Source organism: Nocardioides sp. NPDC006273, from assembly GCF_040613495.1.
Taxonomy (GTDB): domain Bacteria; phylum Actinomycetota; class Actinomycetes; order Propionibacteriales; family Nocardioidaceae; genus Nocardioides.
In genome coordinates this window covers 103,151-121,006 of sequence record NZ_JBEXSD010000004.1, presented here as the reverse complement: position 1 = coordinate 121,006, position 17,856 = coordinate 103,151, and the positions used below count along the sequence as shown (strand labels likewise).

The 17,856-nt window shown below is 67.8% G+C and carries 18 protein-coding genes and 1 tRNA gene; 9 read left to right on the top strand and 10 right to left on the bottom strand.

Features of this window, described 5'->3' with window-relative positions; translation table 11 throughout:
• The first annotated feature begins 30 nt into the window (after positions 1-30).
• From ABZZ22_RS03460 to ABZZ22_RS03450, 3 genes are all read left to right on the top strand, one after another.
• Positions 31-975 carry a hypothetical protein gene (locus ABZZ22_RS03460; protein ID WP_354926839.1) on the top strand — a complete coding sequence of 315 codons (945 nt, stop codon included), beginning with the start codon at positions 31-33 and terminating at the stop codon, positions 973-975.
• Between the two features lie 80 nt (positions 976-1,055).
• Positions 1,056-1,175, top strand: a complete 120-nt coding sequence (locus tag ABZZ22_RS03455; protein WP_354926837.1) for a DLW-39 family protein — start codon at positions 1,056-1,058, stop codon at positions 1,173-1,175.
• A 17-nt stretch (positions 1,176-1,192) separates the two neighbouring features.
• A tRNA-Ala gene (locus tag ABZZ22_RS03450) sits at positions 1,193-1,268 on the top strand.
• Between the two features lie 136 nt (positions 1,269-1,404).
• Here the strand turns inward: ABZZ22_RS03450 and ABZZ22_RS03445 are convergent.
• The 3 genes from ABZZ22_RS03445 to ABZZ22_RS03435 all read right to left on the bottom strand — a co-directional run bounded on the left by ABZZ22_RS03445 (position 1,405) and on the right by ABZZ22_RS03435 (position 2,797).
• On the bottom strand, positions 1,405-1,830 hold the full coding sequence (locus tag ABZZ22_RS03445) for a hypothetical protein (RefSeq protein WP_354926835.1): 426 nt from the start codon (positions 1,828-1,830) through the stop codon (positions 1,405-1,407).
• Positions 1,831-2,080: 250 nt separating this feature from the next.
• The gene (locus ABZZ22_RS03440) at positions 2,081-2,521 is read right to left on the bottom strand and encodes an SRPBCC domain-containing protein (protein WP_354926833.1); all 441 of its coding nucleotides are present in this window, start codon (positions 2,519-2,521) and stop codon (positions 2,081-2,083) included.
• A gap of 3 nt (positions 2,522-2,524) precedes the next feature.
• Positions 2,525-2,797, bottom strand: a complete 273-nt coding sequence (locus ABZZ22_RS03435; RefSeq protein ID WP_354926866.1) for a metalloregulator ArsR/SmtB family transcription factor — start codon at positions 2,795-2,797, stop codon at positions 2,525-2,527.
• Positions 2,798-3,285: 488 nt separating this feature from the next.
• Between ABZZ22_RS03435 and ABZZ22_RS03430 the strand changes: the two genes are divergently transcribed.
• From ABZZ22_RS03430 to ABZZ22_RS03410, 5 genes are all read left to right on the top strand, one after another.
• Positions 3,286-4,323 (top strand): TauD/TfdA family dioxygenase, encoded by a 1,038-nt coding sequence (locus ABZZ22_RS03430; protein WP_354926831.1) that lies wholly within the window; start codon positions 3,286-3,288, stop codon positions 4,321-4,323.
• Between the two features lie 155 nt (positions 4,324-4,478).
• Positions 4,479-6,311 carry an SURF1 family protein gene (locus ABZZ22_RS03425; RefSeq protein ID WP_354926829.1) on the top strand — a complete coding sequence of 611 codons (1,833 nt, stop codon included), beginning with the start codon at positions 4,479-4,481 and terminating at the stop codon, positions 6,309-6,311.
• A complete protein-coding gene (locus ABZZ22_RS03420) occupies positions 6,308-6,679 on the top strand; it encodes a DUF3817 domain-containing protein (RefSeq protein ID WP_354926827.1) in 372 nt (123 codons plus the stop codon). Before ABZZ22_RS03425 ends, ABZZ22_RS03420 begins: the two co-directional genes overlap by 4 nt.
• A gap of 70 nt (positions 6,680-6,749) precedes the next feature.
• On the top strand, positions 6,750-7,259 hold the full coding sequence (locus ABZZ22_RS03415) for a peptidylprolyl isomerase (protein ID WP_354926825.1): 510 nt from the start codon (positions 6,750-6,752) through the stop codon (positions 7,257-7,259).
• A 106-nt stretch (positions 7,260-7,365) separates the two neighbouring features.
• Positions 7,366-8,172: a rhomboid family intramembrane serine protease gene (locus ABZZ22_RS03410; protein ID WP_354926823.1), complete on the top strand. Its 807-nt coding sequence runs from the start codon at positions 7,366-7,368 to the stop codon at positions 8,170-8,172.
• Between the two features lie 144 nt (positions 8,173-8,316).
• On the opposite strand, the gene ABZZ22_RS03405 is transcribed toward ABZZ22_RS03410, so the two are convergent.
• Positions 8,317-8,778: a cell division protein CrgA gene (locus ABZZ22_RS03405; protein WP_354926821.1), complete on the bottom strand. Its 462-nt coding sequence runs from the start codon at positions 8,776-8,778 to the stop codon at positions 8,317-8,319.
• Between the two features lie 50 nt (positions 8,779-8,828).
• Here ABZZ22_RS03405 and ABZZ22_RS03400 point away from each other — a divergent pair, with 50 nt between their 5' ends.
• Positions 8,829-9,608, top strand: coding sequence for a DUF881 domain-containing protein (locus ABZZ22_RS03400; RefSeq protein ID WP_354926819.1), 780 nt, complete (start codon positions 8,829-8,831; stop codon positions 9,606-9,608).
• Positions 9,609-9,734: 126 nt separating this feature from the next.
• On the opposite strand, the gene pknB is transcribed toward ABZZ22_RS03400, so the two are convergent.
• The 6 genes from pknB to ABZZ22_RS03370 are packed head-to-tail and all read right to left on the bottom strand — an operon-like array spanning position 9,735 to position 17,836.
• Positions 9,735-11,528: a Stk1 family PASTA domain-containing Ser/Thr kinase gene (gene pknB / locus ABZZ22_RS03395; protein ID WP_354926817.1), complete on the bottom strand. Its 1,794-nt coding sequence runs from the start codon at positions 11,526-11,528 to the stop codon at positions 9,735-9,737.
• Positions 11,521-13,086, bottom strand: coding sequence for a protein kinase (locus tag ABZZ22_RS03390; RefSeq protein WP_354926815.1), 1,566 nt, complete (start codon positions 13,084-13,086; stop codon positions 11,521-11,523). Before ABZZ22_RS03390 ends, pknB begins: the two co-directional genes overlap by 8 nt.
• Positions 13,083-14,552, bottom strand: a complete 1,470-nt coding sequence (locus ABZZ22_RS03385) for a penicillin-binding protein 2 (RefSeq protein WP_354926813.1) — start codon at positions 14,550-14,552, stop codon at positions 13,083-13,085. Before ABZZ22_RS03385 ends, ABZZ22_RS03390 begins: the two co-directional genes overlap by 4 nt.
• Entirely contained in the window at positions 14,549-15,982 is a 1,434-nt protein-coding gene (locus ABZZ22_RS03380) for an FtsW/RodA/SpoVE family cell cycle protein (protein WP_354926811.1), read from the bottom strand. The genes ABZZ22_RS03385 and ABZZ22_RS03380 overlap by 4 nt, the downstream gene beginning before the upstream one ends.
• Before the next feature lie 43 nt (positions 15,983-16,025).
• On the bottom strand, positions 16,026-17,360 hold the full coding sequence (locus ABZZ22_RS03375) for a protein phosphatase 2C domain-containing protein (RefSeq protein WP_354926809.1): 1,335 nt from the start codon (positions 17,358-17,360) through the stop codon (positions 16,026-16,028).
• Positions 17,357-17,836 carry an FHA domain-containing protein gene (locus ABZZ22_RS03370; protein ID WP_292649482.1) on the bottom strand — a complete coding sequence of 160 codons (480 nt, stop codon included), beginning with the start codon at positions 17,834-17,836 and terminating at the stop codon, positions 17,357-17,359. The genes ABZZ22_RS03375 and ABZZ22_RS03370 overlap by 4 nt, the downstream gene beginning before the upstream one ends.
• Positions 17,837-17,856 lie beyond the last annotated feature (20 nt).

Here is a 17,856-nt window from a genome sequence, read left to right as displayed (position 1 = left end):
CGGTAGGAGTCGCATGCGAACATCACGGACATGACGAAGATCGACCTTCCGTTCGACCTCGACTCCCTTCCGGGACGTACGCGCCGGTGGGTCCGGGGCGGGATGAAGCGCACCGACAGGTGGGTGGAGCGGCTGGGCGGCCGCGTCGGTCCGCTCATCCCCAAGACGCTGGCCACCGGTGGCGTCGGTGACTGGACCCCGCAGGGGCTGGGCCATGACCCCGAGACCGACCTGCTGGCCCAGAGCTACTACTCCCACGACCACGGTTCGGCGCTGGTGCTGGTCGACCTGAAGAGCGGCCAGACCCCCGCCGAGGTGCTGCTGGTGGGCTACGACGGCAAGGCCGGCCCCGGGCACGCCGGCGGTGTCGCGATCGACGGTGATGACGTGTGGGTCTCCAAGGGCGCCGGCGGCGCCGGTCGCCTCTACCGCTACTCGCTCTCCGCGATCCGCGGATCGGCGAAGGGTGCCGAGGTGGAGCCGATCGAGCTGCCGGCGAAGGTGGCGGCCGGCTCCTACTGCCGCATCCGCGAAGACCGGCTCTATGTCGGAGGCTTCGGCAAGCAGACGCTCTTCGCCTACGCCAGGACCGAGGACGGTGAGTGGGACTTCTCCGAGCCAGTGCTCTCGACCACCACCCCGCCGCAGGTCCAAGGCGTCGTCGTACGCAGCGACGAGTACGTCTTCTCCTCCTCGTTCGGCCGCCACCGGCCGAGCACGATCTTCATCTGCGAGCGGAAGCCGGACGGCTCGGTCGGCGCGGTGCAGCGCACGTACAAGTTCCCCAACATGGCCGAGGCGATCGTCGAGGTCTCCGGCGAGCTCATCACGACCTACGAGTCCGGCGCCTCGCCCTACAGCCGGGCGGCGGCGTACGGCTTCGGGATCTTCATCGGCCGGATGTGGGCGAGCACCCACATGACCTGCACTCCCATCGCCTCCCTCGGTCTGGCGCCCGACTCCAACGGCGGGTGATTTCGTACGCCTCATGGCGGCCCGGTACGCTTTCCTGGTCTAACGGGCAGCGATGCTCACCACGACTTGCAGGAGAAGACATGAAGAAGATCGTCCTCGTACTGCTGGCCGCGGCTGGCATCGTTCTCGCCAAGAAGAAGCTCGACCAGTCGAACATCGAAAAGAGTCACTGGGCCGACGCGACCGACAAGGTGAGCTGACCGACGGACACCCGTCCGGGGCGTTGGCGCAATTGGTAGCGCACCTGCTTTGCAAGCAGGGGGTTAGGGGTTCGAGTCCCCTACGCTCCACCAGAGCAGAGAGCGGTTTCCGGCTCGTGACCAGGCCGGATCGGTCACCTACAGAAGAGTCTGTCGAGGTGCTGATCGGTGGCTGCCAATGCGGCCTCGGGGTTTGACCACGTCGAGTCGAGCAGCGGCGTGAACCCGGTCAGCGCGAGGATGAGGTCCGTCCCTCCCGTAGTCCGAGGGAGGCCTGCTCATGCAGATCCGGGTCGTGCAGAGCCTCGAGGACGTATGCGGCGTTCATGCGGCTGGTGGCACGGGCGTCGGGATGCAGGGGAAGCATCTCGGTGACAACCACTCGCAGCACTTCCCGGGGGTGCGGAGGTTCATCGAGTGTGGCCAGGCCTCGAGTGACCCGGTGCGATGTCTGTTCGGCCGCAAACTCCATCGAGAAGGTCAGCATCGCTGCGCGCGAGGAGAAGTAGTGTTGTAGCTGCCCGAGGGGCCCCTCCGCCTCGCGGGCGGTCGGGTCCGGCCGCTGATCACCATGCCGCGTGATACCGACGCCACGGTGACTGCCTGGGCTGATCGTCGAGCGGTGCGAGCCGAGAAGGCTCGTCAGGCTGTCCACGCGGAAGAGCCCCGTCCTCGCCGCCGCGGGATCTTCAGGCGACGGTAGACGAGGCCCCCGCTGTGCTGGGTCGTTTCATCGACAGATACATGCCCCGAGGGCGGGCGAACGAAAATTCGTTCGCCCGCCGGCTACGCCGTCACTCAGGTCGTGATCATGGCGGCGTACGGCGGGCGCAGCTCGTCGGTCCGGTCCTTGACCCGCTGGACGAGGAGTGCCGACGCCCTCCTCGGACGCGGTCGTCGGGCCGTCATCGAGGAGGTCGGCGAGCTCGTCCAGGCAGACGTGCCAGCCAACCGCGGTGTCGGTGTTGTGGACGGGGCCGCTCGAAGCGGAGCAGGTCGGTCAGGTCGGCTCGGCCGTCCATCCCCCAGGTGAACTCGAAGGCCCGGGGCGGGTCCCGCACCCGTAGCTCGCCTTCCGAGACATAGCCGCCGGGGTCGACGCCCATCCCCTCGATTGCCTCGGCGGTGCTCGCCAGCTCCAACCCCTCGGGCCAGAACGGGAGGCTCAGGCGGCCTCCGACGGTGCGCTCACCGACGATGTCGGTCGGGAACCAGTGCCGCAGTCCGTCCGACTCCGTCAGGGCCCGCCACACCTTCTCCGGTGAGTGGCGAAGCAGTCGTACGTAGCGAAGTCCGGTCCGCTCTCCGTCGCGGAGCACGTCACCCAAGGGGCCGGTGGTGGTCATCTCTCAGTTCTCCTCGTGGTCAGGGTCGTCGAGCTGGTCCAGGTGACGCTCGAGCGCATCCAGACGGTCGGCCCACCTGCGGCGGTACGGCGCCAGCCACTCCTCCAGCTCCCGGAGCCGCTCGGCGCGCAACCGGTAGTGGCGGCGCGGTCCGTCGATGCGTACGTTCACCAGATCCGCCTCGCCCAATGTCCGCAGGTGCTTGGACACGTTCGGCTGGGCGAGCCCGAGGGTCTCGACGAGCTCGCCGACCGCCATCTCGCACTGACAGAGCAGGTCAAGGCATGTTCTGGCGCGCTTCAGGTGGTGATCACTACGGTGACTCCGACGAGCGCGTTGCGGGCGCCGATGCAGAACGACCACAGGTGCACGTTGCGGATGCCGTGCGGCTCGATCCCGAGGAACCGCTGGATCTCGGGGCGGGAGGCTGTTGAGATCGTCGATGCAGCACGCGTCCGGCAGGGCCCCGCGAACAGACGAGACGGCTGTCTGGATGAGGCGTGCGGCGCTGGAATCCGCGCCCGGCCGGCGATTCTTCGGTAACTGGCAGGCGGCAACGTGGATACATTCCCTAAACAGGTCCAGGCCGATTACACAAGGGGCCTAATACCTATCGTCTCGATATTTGGACCTATCACTCGTTTGAATTCCGTACGGCGGAACAAAGTGGTCTCGAAAGCACCGAAGTCCTTATGGCGGGCGCCAGAAAACGCAGAAAACGCTCTGACGAAACCCTCCACCGCAAAGTCCGAAAGGTCAATGTCGTGGGCGCAAAGTCCGTAGTCACCCGGGTCGAGATGACCCCCATAGAGTCCCAGGCCGCAGCGAAGCTCTCGGACTCCTTGCTCGACCGGTTCGAGAACCCGGTCGCCTCGGAGTTCCTCGAGACCGCGCCGTTCCTCGGGGGCGAGCTTCCCGACAGCGTCGCTCAAGCGCTCCGCGCATTCCGCTACGGCGACGCGACCGACGCTCTGGTGATCAGCGGTCTCCCGGTGACCGCCGGCCCGACCCCGCCGCACTGGAACCACCCCGAGGCCCAAGCGCCGCACATGGCCGACTTCTGGCTCGCGCTGATCATGGCGCAGCTCGGCGACGCCGTCTCCTGGTCTTCGCTGCAGGGTGGCCAGCTGGTCAACAACATCCTGCCGATCCAGAAGCAGGAGAGCCTGCAGACCGGGCACAGCAGCGATGTGGTGCTCGACCTCCACATCGAGGACGCGTTCAGCAGCCTTCGGTGCGACCACCTCGGGCTGATCTCGCTCCGCAACGAGGACATGGTCCCGACCACTGCGGTCGGCATCAGCTCGATCGACGTGACCGGCCCTGAATACGCTCCGCTGTTCGAGCCGCGCTACCTGATCCGTCCCGACGACGAGCACCTGCGCAACCTCCGTGAGGCCGGCGTCAGCGCGGGTGAGCTGCTCGCCGCACCGACCGCGGTTCTCTCCGGCTCCCCGCAGGCGCCCGACGTCCGGCTCGACCCGCCCTACATGTCGGCCCTGCCGGGCGATGTCGAGGCTGACCGTGCGCTCCAGTTGCTCATCATGGAGCTCTCCGCGAACGTCGAGGACGTCGCGCTGGCTCCGGGCGAGATCCTCATCGTCGACAACCACCGTGCGCTGCACGGCCGCAAACCGTTCACGGCTCGCTACGACGGCACCGACCGTTGGCTGCGCCGCCTCACGACCGTCAAGGACCTGCGCCGCAGCCGGGTCGCTCGGTCGGAGGCCTCGTCGCGGATCATCGATCCGGTGCTCGAGCCTCTCCCTGAATCCCTTGAGCTCACAGGCGCTGGTCGCTGACGCTCGGGATTAGGAGGCCGCAGGCATTCTGCCTGCGGCCTCCATCTATTTCGTGACGCCTCGGACGACGCGGCTGACGCCTCGGCGGATGTGGTCAACCATCCGGCGGGCGGATGTGCCGTCGTGAGTGACGGGAATCCGGAATACTCGTTGAGGTGAACGTGAGGCGATGGGGCATCTCTGTGCTGGCTGTTGGCCTGGCGCTGGCGCTGGTCAGCTGCGGGGAGGACGGCGAGCCGAAGAAGCCGGAAGCGGCCCCGGCGGAGGCCGGCTACCCCGCGTACGCCGCGACGATGGACCCCGTCGAGGCTGCCATGACGCTCGTGCCGGACGGCGCGAAGACGCTGGCCGTGACCGACTACGACGAGGTGAAGTCCCTCTTCGGGCTCGACGCCGTCACCAGCAGGTCGAGTCCCGCGGATCAGAACGAGCTGTGGAGGCGGGCCGACAAAGAGGCCGCGCAGGTCAGCGGTGGTCTGCTGCGCGAGGTCGACCAGCGGCTGCGTGACAAGTTCAAGTGGGGCGCGGCCGACGTGACCTGGGAGGCGAGGTTCGCCGGCGGCGGCAAGGAGGGCTTCGTCATCAAGGTCGCCGACCGAGTGAAGCCCGGACCGGCGATCAAGGCCGGTGTCGGTCCCTTGAAGGGTGCCGGGTTCGACCCGAAGACCCACCTGATCACCAAGAACACCGTGTCGCCGGATGCTGAGAACTGGGCTGCTCAGGAGGCGATGGTCGCCGTCGCCGGAGGACCGGCCACTTCGACGTACGTCGTCAAGGGCTGCGCCGAGGGCGGGCCGAAGGAGAAGACCCGGCTCGCGCCCGTCGAGGCCTACTCGGTCGAGTTCGGCGGCGGACTCGCCACCCTGCGCCTCGGTGAGGACCGTGACGACCTGTTCGTCCGACTCGCGCTCGGCGATCGGGCCGCTGCGTACAAGAAGGTCTTCACCAACGGTGTCGCCGACCCCTCGTCGGGGCGGGATCGGGTTCCGGGTGACGAACCCGGTGACGGCCGCCACCCTGGTCACCAGCAAGCCCGTCCCATTCGCGGTCTGCGACTGAGGCCCCGTACTCTGGGAGATGCTATGGCCGCCCAGACCAGTCCCTCGCGCAGCGCCTATTCACTTGGGATCTTCTCCCCCAGGCTTTGGGGTGCGCACGCGCTGGTGGTGATCTTCGTGACCGGCGCAGTGCTGCTCGGGGTGTGGCAGTACGAGTCCAGCCAGCAGGACAAGCAGGACCAGGTCGCGGAGTTGGTGCACGCGAAGCCGAAGGTGTTCGGCGACGTGATCGGGCCCAACGACGCCTTCCCCTGGGAGCAGATCGGCCGCCCGGTGACCGTCTCCGGCATCTGGATGCCCGAGGAGACCATCTACATCGACGGGATGGAGCGGGGCTCTCAGGTGGGCTTCTGGGCCGTCACGCCGGTGCTGGTCGAAACTGGTAGTGACAAACCCGGCGAGTCGGCCGTCTACGTCGTGCGCGGCTGGACGCCGGAGGTCGGCACCGCCCCGCCCGCGCCACGCGGACACGTCACCGTCACGGGCTGGCTGCAGCCCAGCGACTGGACCGACGTCGCCGACGACCGCAAGTCCGACAACGTCTTCCCGCAGCTCGACATCTCCGACCTGATCTCGCGCACCAGCTACGACCTCTACAGCGCCTACGTGGTGCGCTCGCCGGTCGAGGGCAACTGGCCCACCAGCTCGATGCCGGTCAACGAGGGTGCCACGGACGTCGCCGACGTGCCGGCGCCGCAGCTGCCCGAGCCGGACGCGACCACCGGGCTGCGCAACCTCCTCTACGCGATCGAGTGGTGGCTGTTCGGAGTCTTCGCGATCTACGTGTGGTGGCGCTACGTGCGTGACACCCTGCGCCCCCGGCCCGAGAACGACGACGAGAACCCCGAGAACGACGACGACAACGACGGGGAAGCGATGCCGACCCCTGAGAACGCGCCTCAGGAAAGCCACGTACCCTCCAAGGCGTGAGTCTTTCCGGCAATCTGACCGCCTATCGGATCATGGCCACCATCGTGGGTGTGCTGCTCGTCGTGCTGTGCCTCATCGGCCTGCCGCTCCACTACGGGTACTGGGTCAGCGACGCCGCCTGGCTGGCCAAGGGCAGCGGTGCCGGCTGGCAGCTGGGCGCTGACATCTCGGAGTACCTGGGTGTCGCTCACGGCTGGCTCTACATGATCTTCCTGCTGACCGCCTTTCTGCTGTCACGCAAGGCAGCCTGGCCGATGCCGTTCACCATCATCACGGCTGTGTGCGGAACCATCCCGCTGCTCAGCTTCTGGGCCGAGCACCGCGCCACCAAGATGACGCGGGTTGCGATCGAGGCCTCAGCCGCCTGATCTCGACCGGCCATGTGGGAGGATCGGGACGTTATATCCCGTACCAATCCCAATGTCGGAAGGGCAGGTCATGGCTGACCAGAAGGCCATCCTCCACACCAACCACGGTGACATCACGATCACCTTGTTCCCCAACCACGCTCCGGAGACGGTCGCCAACTTCGTCGGCCTCGCCACGGGGACCAAGGAGTACAAGGACGACGCGGACCGCTCGGGCGTCCCCTACTACGACGGTCTCGGCTTCCACCGTGTCATCCCCGGGTTCATGATCCAGGGCGGTTGCCCGCTCGGCACCGGTACGGGCGGTCCGGGCTACACCTTCAAGGACGAGCCGCACCCCGAGCTCACCTTCGACAAGCCCTACCTGCTCGCGATGGCCAACGCCGGCCCCGGCACCAACGGCTCGCAGTTCTTCATCACCACCGGCCAGGCGCCGTGGCTGAACTTCAAGCACACCATCTTCGGCGAGGTCACCGACGAGGCGTCGAAGAAGGCCGTCGACTCGATCTCCGGCACCAAGACCGGCGCGATGGACCGCCCGGTCGAGCCCGTCGTCATCGAGACCGTCGAGATCGTCTAGCTTGTCCGACTCGACCCCGGTCGGGGTGCCGGTCTGTTACCGCCACCCCGACCGTGAGACGCATATCCGCTGTCAGCGCTGTAGCCGGCCCATCTGCCCTGACTGCATGACGCCCGCCTCGGTGGGATTCCACTGCCCCGAGTGCGTGCGTGAGGGCCAGAAGTCCGTACGCCAGCCCAAGCGCTTCACCGGCGCGCGGGTCGGGTTCCGGGCGCTCCCGGTGACCTTCTCGCTCCTCGGCGTCAACGTCCTGGTGTGGCTGAGCATCATGTTCACCGGTGGTGCTGCTTCGAGGATCGCCGACTTCCTCGCGATCCGGCTGCAGGGTTACTGCCTCACGCCGGAAGGTGGGTTCGCGGTGCCCCGCGAGGTCTGCCGGTCGAGCGGCTACCAATGGATGCCAGGAGTCGATGACGGGGCGGTCTGGCAGCTGATGACCTCGATGTTCACGCACGTCTCGTTGATCCATCTGGCCGTGAACATGTTCTCGCTCTACCTGCTCGGCTCGTTCCTCGAGCCGATCGTGGGCCGGCTGCGATTCCTGGCCTTCTACGTGATCTCCGGCCTGGCGGGCTCTGCCCTGATCGTGTGGGCATCGGCACCGGCCGGGTCGACCGTCGGCGCCTCCGGCGCGATCTTCGGTCTGCTGGGTGTCCTCGTGGTGCTCTTCGTCAGGGCTGGACAGTCGCTCGCCCCGCTGCTGCCGATTCTCCTGATCAACGCAGGCATCACCTTCTTCGGCAACGGCATCTCCTGGCAGGGGCACCTCGGTGGCTTCATCGGGGGCCTCGTCGTCGCGGGCATCTTCACCTCGCTCCGCGCCGAGCGGAAGGCGCCGTTGCAATGGGCCGCCTTGGCGGGCTTCACGTTGGTGTTGCTTGCCCTGGTCGGCGTACGAATGGTGTCGTTCTGACGCCTTGAGGTCGGGTGTTTTCGGAACGTTTTCACGGCGTGGACAAATCCACAGCTGTGGAGGAGCCTGTGGAGAACTACACCGGCGTAACGCGAAGCGGCGCAACCCAAAGGATTGCGCCGCTTTCGTGGCCTACGGGTAGGGCTACTCCCACTTCGTGGCGAAGGTGAAACCCACCGCCATGAAGCCGATGCCGACCAGAAGGTTCTTCTGGGCCAGGTCGTTGAAGACCGGGATCTTGTCCAGGTGGTCGTTGGCGAAGACGTAGAAGACGCAGATCCAGATCAGGCCGATCAGGAAGCACCCGAGCATGCCGACCACGACGCCTCGGCCACGGCCGAGCGGGGTCTTCGGGTGGGCGGCGATCGCCAGGCCTGCGAAGAGAAGGAGGAAGCCGATCAGGTAGTTCCACCCCTCGAGCTTCTGCACCGGCTTCGGCCCGGTGAAGTCGCCGCCGACCTCGTTCGGGCGCACGCCGAGGTAGTAGTAGGCGATCCAGCCGATGCCGAGGGCGATCAGCAACAGGGCGACCCCGAAGCGGGGAGTGAAGATCGGATCCTTGGGCAGGTCGAGATCACTCTTCTTCGAGAGCTTGAGCTTGGCCACGGGTGATGCTCCTCAGACAAAATGTGATTGCTGCGCATACCCTAGTGCTCGTGAGCTCCGGAACCCAGGCTAACCCCACCCGAAAGCGAAAGCCGTGGTCCCGTGCGACGTCGTGGCGGGTCGGCACGCCCGTCGTGGTGCTGCTCTGCGGCGGCCTGCTGGCGGTGAGCTTCGTCAACGCGGACGGCACCGATCTGCGTCCGGGCCGCTACGACGACCTGGCCACGCTCGTCGACGGCGAGCGGATCCGCTACAACCGTCTCGAGGCCCAGCTGACCGGCCTGCAGGGCGAGGTGGACCAGCTCACCAGCGGCGTCACCGACAAGGACGTCAAGAAGCTCCAGAACCAGTCGGCGAAGCTCGCCGATCCGGCCGGCACCTCCGACCACAGCGGAGCCGGCATGCAGATCGTGCTGGGCGACGCGCCCTCGGAGGTCCAGGAGAGCTACACGGGCGACGACCCCAACTCGCTCGTCGTGCACCAGCAGGACATCCAGGCCGTCGTCAACGCACTGTGGTCCGGCGGCGCCGAGGCGGTCACCATCGCCGGCAAGCGGATCATCACGACCACCGGCATCAAGTGCTCCGGCAGCACGGTGCAGCTCGACGGCGTCCCCTACCCCCAGCCGTACGTCATCGAGGCGGTCGGCGACCCCGATCGGCTGCAGGCCGCGATCGACCGCGACGACCACGTGCAGAACTACCGTGCCGACGCTCGCGACCCCAGCGTCCAGATCGGCTGGTTCCTCAAGCCGTTGACCTACCTCACCGCGCCTGCCTACGACGGCCTGCTCGACGTGAAGTACGCGAAGCCCCTGCCTCAGCAGTGAGGGCTGGTCGAGCCGCGAGCGCCAGCGAACGTGTCGAGACCAACACCGTCGTCTATCGAGCGCGACAGGACTGTGTTGGTCTCGACACGCCTTCGCCTAGCGGCTCCGGCGGCTCGACCAGCGCGGCTACGGCGCCGCCGGGGTGCTCGGCGGCAGTGCCGGGTCACAGGTCGGCGGGTCGCCGGGCTCAGCGGTCTGGGTCGCCGATGCCGAGGGGTCGGCCGGGTCTGTCCCCGGCACGAGGGTCTGACAGCTCGGCAGGGCCTCTTCCTTCGTCGAGACGAAGATGATCACCTCGCCGTTCTGCGCGAGCGGGGTGCCCTTGCCCGGAGACTGCTCGACGACGGTGTCCTTGGGCTTGTCGGTGTTCGGCTCGTCCTTCTCCACGGGCGTGAAGCCTGCGCTGCGGAGGATCTCCTTCGCCTCCTCGGCCGTCTTCCCGACGACGTTGGGGACCTTTCTCGGTCCCTTGGAGACGGTGAGGGTGACCACGGTGGACTTGCCGGTCGTGACGCTCTCGCCGTCGACCGGGTCGGTCTCGATCACAGTGCCCTTGTCCTGGTCGGAGTCGGTCGTCTCGACCTTCACCGTGAAGTTGTAGGGATCGTTCTCGAGCAGCTGTTTGGCATTCTTCTGCGGCGACCCGACAACGTTGGGCATCTGCCGGTTGGGTGGTCCGGTGGAGACCGTCAGGGTGACGGTGCTGCCCTCCTCGACATCCTGTCCGGCAGGAGGGCTCTGGGAGATCACCACGCCGACCGCGACCGTGTCGCTGGACTCCTGCTTGACCTCACCTTTCAGCTTGGCCGTGCTCAGCTCGGCCCTCGCCTTCTGCTCAGTCAGACCGGTCACGTCGGGGGCCGGCGTGGTCTGCGGGCCGAGTGCCGCTGGCAGGAAGTAGGCACCCAGCCCGATCAGCCCGACGATCACGAGCCCGAGCAGGATCAGCACCCATGGGCGCGGACCTTCGGACCGGTCGTCCTGGGGCGGGTAGAAGTCGCCATTGGAAGGACCACCAGGGACGGCCTGGGCGACCTGGGTCTGGTCGAAGCTCGGCGGCACGGTCGCCTGGACCGGACGCCCGGCGAGGAAGCGCTCGATGTCGGTGCGCATCGCCTGCGCGGACTGGTAGCGGTCCTCGACCCGCTTGGCCAGCGACTTCATCACGATCGCGTCGAGCTCACGCGGCAGCGACGGGTCGTGGGCCGAGGGAGGCTGGGCGTGCTCGCGTACGTGCTGGTAGGCCACCGAGACCGGTGAGTCGCCGACGAACGGCGGCCGCCCGGTGAGCAGCTCGTAGAGGAGGCAGCCGGCCGAGTAGACGTCGGAGCGGGCGTCGACCTGCTCACCGCGGGCCTGCTCGGGGCTGAGATACTGCGCGGTGCCGACGACAGCCGCGGTCTGGGTCATCGTCGACTGGGCGTCGTTGAGCGCCCGGGCGATGCCGAAGTCCATCACCTTGACGTCGCCGGCGGGTGTCAGCATGACGTTGCCCGGTTTGATGTCGCGGTGGATGATCCCGTTGCGGTGGCTGTAGTCGAGCGCGTTGAGCACATCGGAGCTGATCTCCAGCGCCCGCTCGGGCAGGATCTTGCGACCCTCGCGGAGTACGTCGCGCAGCGTGCGGCCGGCGACGTACTCCATCACGATGTAGGGCTGGGCGACGCCGTCGACCGCCTTCTCCTCGCCGGTGTCGTAGACCGACACGATCGAGGGGTGGTTGAGCTTGGCCGAGGACTGCGCCTCACGGTGGAAGCGGGCCTGGAAGGTTGGGTCGCTGGCAAGGTCCATCCGGAGCCGCTTGATCGCGACCACTCGGCCGAGCCGGTGATCGGTGCCCTTGCGGACCTCCGCCATCCCGCCTCGGCCGAGCAGCTCGCCGACCTCGTAGCGGCCGGCGAGGAGAGGTCCCTCAGCCATTGCCGCCCCCGTTGCCGTTACCGTTGCCGCCACCGTCGGTGTTCTCGTCGCCGGGAAGCTCCGGGAAGCCCCAGTCGTCGGTCGGGTCTGCGTCGGGCGGCTCCTCCTCGTCGCTCTCCTCCTCGTCAGGCTCCTCCTGGGTGGGAGGAGGGGGCTCGACCTCAGGACGCTCGCCGTAGTAGCGAATGGTGATCGTGTCGCCCTCGGAGAGGTTGCGGGTCGGGTCGAGGCTGGAGACCGTGTCGGGCTCGTGGCTGCCGTCGTTGTCCTGGACGGTCGCATCGACCTTGAGCCCCATGTCCTGTAGCTCACGGCGCACCTCGTCCACGTTGCGCCCGACGTAGTCGTCCTCGTTGATCTCGACGGGCTTCGGCTCCTCCTCGGGCTCCTCCGACGGGGTCGGCTTGGCCGTGACCGACGGGGTGGTGGACGCGTCGCTCGCCGGCGCGGTGTCCGGGTTGCCCGCGAGGGTGGAGATGATCCAGATGATCGCGACGATCACAGCGACCAGCATCACGATCACGACGATGTTGAACGGCTTCTTGTACCAGGGCCGCTGGTCGTCGTCCTCGTCGTAGCGGTCGTAGGGGTCCTGGTAGCGGGGCGGGGGACCGTCGGGACCGGGGCCGCCAGGGCCGCCCTGCATGCCGACGTAGTTCTGAGTGGGCGAGGGCACCGGGTCCATGACCGACGTCGCGGTCGCGTCACCGGGCGCGGCGGCTACGACGGTGGTGGCATCGGCGTCCGGGTCGGCGGCGGCACCTTGACCGACCATCGCGGTGGTGAACGCGGCGGCGTCGGCGTAGCGGAGAGCCGGGTCCTTCTGCAGGCTCCGCATCACGATCGCGGCCAGTTCGGCGGGAACGTGGTCGGGCAGCGGGGGGACCGGGTCGTGCAGGTGGGCGATCGCGGTCGCGACCGGAGTCTCCTTCTGGAACGGCCGGTAGCCGGCCAGGCACTCGAAGGCGACCACGCCGAGGGAGTAGACGTCGGAGGCCGGGGTGGCCTTCTCGCCACGGGCCTGCTCGGGGCTCAGGTATTGCGGGGTGCCCATCACCTGGCCGGTGCCGGTGATCCCGGTCGACGCCTGGGCGCGGGCGATGCCGAAGTCGGTGACCTTGACCTTCCGCTCCGGGGTGACCAGCAGGTTGGCGGGCTTCACGTCGCGGTGCACGATGCCGGCCCGGTGCGCCGCGGCCAAGGCGTCGCCGGCCTGACCGAGCAGGTCGCGGACGACCTCGGGGGCCAGGGGACGACCGTCACGGATCAGCTCGGAGAGCGGCTTGTGGTCGACCAGCTCCATCACCAGGAACGGCCGCATCAGGCCGGACGCGGTCGGCATCTCGCCGACGTCGTAGACGGCCACCACGTTGGGGTGGTGGAGCGCGGCGGCGTGCTTCGCCTCGGACTCGAAGCGAGAGCGGCCGATCGGATCCTCGGCGTGCTCGGGCTTGAGGAGCTTGATCGCGACCTCGCGGTTGAGGGTCGTGTCGGTCGCCCGCCACACCTCGCCCATCCCGCCGGTGCCGATGAGCTCGTGGAATACGTAACGACTCATGAGATCGCTGCCTCCATCATGGCCTTCGCGATTGGTCCGCCCAGCCGACCGCCGGCGATCTCGCTGCGTTCGGTGCCGCTCTTCTGGACCATCACGGCGACCGCGATGGACGGGTTCTCCGCGGGGGCGAACGAGGTGAACCAGGCGTACGGAGGGCGGTCCGGGGTGGTCTGGGCGGTGCCGGTCTTGCCGGCGACGCTCACGCCGTCGATCGCAGCCGCCGTGGCGGTGCCGTTCTCGACGGTGCTGACCATCATGTCGGTCAGGATCTCGGCGGTGTCCTGCGAGACCGCGGGCTGGTTGTCGATCGCCGTCGGGTTGCCCCGGTCGATGACGTCGAGCGAGGAGGAGGTGACCCGGTCGACAAGGTAGGGCTTCATGACCTCGCCGCCGTTGGCGATGCCTGCCGAGACCATCGCCATCTGGAGCGGGGTCGCGATCACGTCCTGCTGGCCGATGGCGGCACGGGCCTGGTTGGCCTTGTCGCCGCCGTTGCCGGGGTACTTGCTGACGGCCAGCGGGCCGAGGTCGTCGAGGTAGTCCTGGCCGAAGCCGAACCCCTCGGCCTGCTCCTGCATCTGCTCGTCGGTGAGCTCCATACCGAGCTGGCCGAAGGCGGTGTTGCACGAGACCTCGAGCGCCCGGGTCAGGGTGATCTGCTCGCCGCCGCAATTGGTGCCGTTGAGGTTGGGCAGGTTGACGTCGGTGCCGGGGAGGTCGAGCGTGGCGCCACCGTAGACCTTGCTGTCGCCGTCCATGCCGAGGTTCTCGATCGCCGCGGCGGCAGTGACCAGCTTGAAGGTCGAGCCCGGCGGCAGCGCGGTCTGGATGGAACGGTTGAGCAGCGGCTCGGCGTCGTCCTTCGAGAGCTGGTCGTAGGACTTCTGGGTGGCGGCGATGTCGTTGTTCGCCAGCCGATCCGGGTTGTAGGTCGGCGTGTTGGCCATGGCCAGGATCTGGCCGGTCTTCGGGTCGATCGCCACCGCCGCCGCCTGGACGTCCTCGCCGAGCGCGGTCAGGCCCTCGTACGCAGCGTTCTGGACCTTCGGGTCGATGGTGAGCTCGACGTTGCCGCCGGCCGGCTCCGAGTTGGTGACCAGGTCGACGAGGCGGTTGGTGAAGAGCTTGTTGTCCTTGCCCGACAGCACCGAGTCCTGGGAGCGCTCGATCCCGGTCTGGCCGTAGGAGTAGGACATGAACCCCGTGATCGGGGCGTACTTCTTGCCGCCGGGGTAGGTGCGCTGCCACTCGAACTTGCCGTCGCTCGGCACGCTGGTGGCGACCGCCTTCTTGCCGACCAGGATGTCGCCGCGCTGCTGCGAGTAGGCCTCTTCGGTGACCCGTCGGTTGTCGCCGCGCTCGTTGTACCAGTTGGCCTTGAAGAACTGGACGTACGTCACGTTCAGCATCAGCGCCACGAACAGGATCAGGCAACCGACGCTCAGCGTGCGGATAGGGCGGTTCATCTGTTCAACGCCCCTTTGTCGAGCTTGACGATCTGGGTCTCCTCAGCGGCGAGGTCTTCATCGGACGGTGCTGTCGGCAGTGGACGGCGGGACTGGTCCGAGACGCGCAACAGCAGGGCCACGATCACCCAGTTGGCGACCAGCGAAGAACCACCATACGAGAGGAACGGTGTGGTCAGACCAGTCAGCGGAATCAGCCCGGTCACGCCACCGACGACCACGAAGGTCTGCAGGGCGACCGAGGTTGCCAGGCCGACGGAGAGCAGCTTGCCGAAGTCGTCGCGGGCCACGATCGCGGTGCGGAGGCCGCGCTCGACGATCAGGCCGTAGCAGAGCAGCAGCGCGAGGAGTGCGGTCAGGCCGAGCTCCTCACCGATCGCCGGGATGATGAAGTCGGAGTTGGCGTAGGGGATCCGCCAGGGCTCGCCGGAGCCGAAGCCACGGCCGATCATGCCGCCCCAGGCCATCCCGAACAGCCCTTCGACCAGCTGCCCCGAGGAGGTCACGCCATCATCGCCCACGGGGTAGTACTTGAACGGGTCCAGCCAGGTGAACACCCGGACGCGTACGTGGCTGAACAGGGTCAGAGCAGCGAAGACACCACCTGCGAAGAGCAGGCCGCCGACGACGATCCAGCCCTTGCGCTCGGTCGCGACGTACAGCGTCACCACGAAGATGCCGTAGAAGAGCAGGCTGGAGCCGAGGTCGCGCTGCAGCACCAGGATCGCGAGGCTGATCGCCCACATCATCAGCAGCGGGCCGAGGTCGCGACCGCGGGGCAGGTCGATGCCGGCGAACCGGCGCCCGGCCAGCGCGAGAGCATCGCGGTGGACCGCGAGATAGCCGGCGAAACAGATCACCAGCAGCACCTTGGCGACCTCGCCGGGCTGGAAGCTGACCGGGCCGATGTTGATCCAGATCCGCGCGCCGTTGATCGTCTTTCCGATGAACGGGAGCATCGGCAGGATCAGCATGACCACCGCGCCGAGGCCGGCGGTGTAGGTGAACCGCTGCAGCATCCGGTGGTCGGGGACCACGAAGAGCGTGATCAGGAACAGCACCACGCCCAGCGTCATCCAGATCAGCTGCTGGCGGGCGAAGGCGTCGGACTCGCTCGCTCCCGCGGCCAGGTCCAGTCGGTGGATGACGGCCAGGCCGACCCCGTTGAGCATCGCCACCAGCGGGAGCAGCACGGGATCGGCGTACGGCGCCATCAGGCGTACGCCGATATGGGCCGCCATCAGGAGCACGACCAGCCACGTGCCGTAACCGACGATGTCGACCGGGATCTTCCCCTCGACGCCGAAGCCGACCGCGGTGTAGGCGCCGATGCCGACCGCCACGGCCAGGATCATCAGGACGAGTTCCGCACCCCGGCGTGACCGGTGGACGAAGACGGGCGTCGCGCTCGCCGGAGTGAACCCGCTCATGCCGCCACCGCCGCGGCGCCTGTTATCGCTCGTTGCCGCTCGCTCATGACCCGCTGCCCGCGTCCGCAGCGCTCTGGTCCGCCAGCGACTGCACCTTCTCCTGGGCGCCGGCCAGGTCCTTGCTGTGGATGCCGTCCTCGAGCTGGTTCTGATAGGTCTCGGCGAGGTCGGCGACCTTCAGGTCAGAGGTCTGGTAGGGCTCGGAGAGATCGAAGCCGACCATCGTGGTGGGTACGCCACGGAAGATCGTGACGTTGCCCTCCTGCTCGCCGATGTACCACTGGTTCTGCGACCAGACGTACCCTGTCGCGACCGCGATCCAGACGACACCGAGGAATGTCATCAGCCCGAACGTCCAGCGCAGCTTCGGGTGCTTGCTCGGCGCCTGGAGTGCGTAGCGCATCTCCTCCGGGTCGGAGGCGATCGCGCCGTCGGGGATCTCCTCGTCGATCGGGTCCAGCTCGCCGGTGTCGCCCATCCGGTGACCGCGGAACAGGGCGGTCATCTGGCCGGTCTTGGTGGTCCTCCGCTTGAGCTCGGCCGCCGCACCCACCATCTGGGCCTCGAGGCCCGCGGACGGCATGGTGTCGCTGGGCACCACATCGGCGACCACGCAGGTCACGTTGTCGGTGCTGCCGGAGTCGAGAGAGACCCGGACCAGCTCGACCGCTGCGAACTCGGGCGTGCCGGTCGCCAGGATGTCGGCGATCCGCGGGTCGTCGACGTAGCCGCAGACGCCGTCGCTGCAGAACATCAGCCGGTCGCCAGCGGCGAGGTCGACGATGAACAGGTCGGGCTCGAGCTCCCGGGTCCCGTCGAGGGCCTTGAGGATCAGGTTGCGGTGAGGGTGGGTCTTGGCCTCGTCCTCGGTGATCCGTCCCTCGTCGAGAAGCGTCTGCACGAAGGTGTGGTCGTGGGTGACCTGGTGGATCGCGCCGTTGCGGAGGAGATAGGCGCGGCTGTCGCCCACGTGACCGACGGTCAGCTTGGCGCCGTCGAAGAATCCGACGGTCGAGGTCGTGCTGGTGCCGTTGAGCGTCGGGTCGTGGTCGACCAGGTGGCCGATCTCGTCGTGGGCCATGTGCAGCGCGTGGGAGACCAGGCCGATCAGGTCGTCGTCGACCAGCCCGAGGGCCGGCTCCTCGTCGAGCTTGCGCAACTGCTGGACGGCGGTGCTGGAGGCGATGTCACCGCGGGCCGCGCCGCCGACACCGTCGCAGACGGTCAACAGCCAGGGGCCGGCGTAACCGCTGTCCTGGTTGTCCTTGCGCACCCGGCCGACGTCGGAGACCGCCGCGAACTCGAGGCGGAAGGGTCGGCCGTCGACAGGCCTGGGGTTGGGTGCGGGGTCAGAGGTTGGATCGGTCGCAGCGGTCACTTGCGCAACTCCAGGATTGTCTTACCGATGCGCACCTGGGTCCCGAGAGAGATGGCTGTCGGCTGATTGATCCGGACGGACCCGATGTAGGTGCCGTTGGTCGATCCGAGATCCTCCACGAACCACTGGTCGCCAGAGACGGCGATCCGGGCGTGGCGGGTGGAGGCGTAGTCGTCGTCGAGGATGATCGCGGCATCGCTGCCGCGGCCGATGACGATGGGGGCTTGCGAGAGCGGCACGGTCACACCGGCGTTGGAGCCGGTGGTGACGGCGACATGCGTGGGTACGCCGCGCCTCGGCGCCCTCGCCGCGGGGGCCTTGCCGCGAGCCGGCGGCGCCGCGGGCTGGCCCGCGGAGGCGTTGGTGACCCGCGCGCCGAACATGTCGGAGCGAATCACCGACAGCGCGGCCAGCACGAAGATCCACAGAATCGCCAGATAGGCGACCCGGATGAGAAAAAGGGTGAGCTCGCTCACGCCGCCACCTCCGTTGCGCA